General features: G+C 51.9%; 1 protein-coding gene. It reads left to right on the forward strand.

The features are described 5' to 3' along the window. A partial coding sequence (locus AAC147_RS12125) for an AMP-binding protein (RefSeq protein ID WP_047686715.1) occupies positions 1-239 on the forward strand: 239 nt, incomplete at both ends.

The following is a 239-nucleotide window of genomic DNA, read 5'->3' on the forward strand; positions in this document are numbered from 1 at the left end:
CCTTACCCGCAGGACAAAACCCTGCAACAACTGCTTGAAGCCCAGGTGGAAAAAACACCGGATAATGTGGCACTGGTATTTGAAGGCGCAACGCTGACCTACCGTCAGCTTAACGAACGGGTCAATCAGCTCGCTTATGTGATCCGCGAACGCTATCAGCAACAGAATCATGAAACGATGCAGGCTGACACACCGATAGCCCTGTATCTGGATCGCAGCCCGGAAATGGTGATCGCTAT

The organism is Xenorhabdus sp. NBAII XenSa04 (assembly GCF_963866145.1).
GTDB classification, from domain to species: domain Bacteria; phylum Pseudomonadota; class Gammaproteobacteria; order Enterobacterales; family Enterobacteriaceae; genus Xenorhabdus; species Xenorhabdus indica.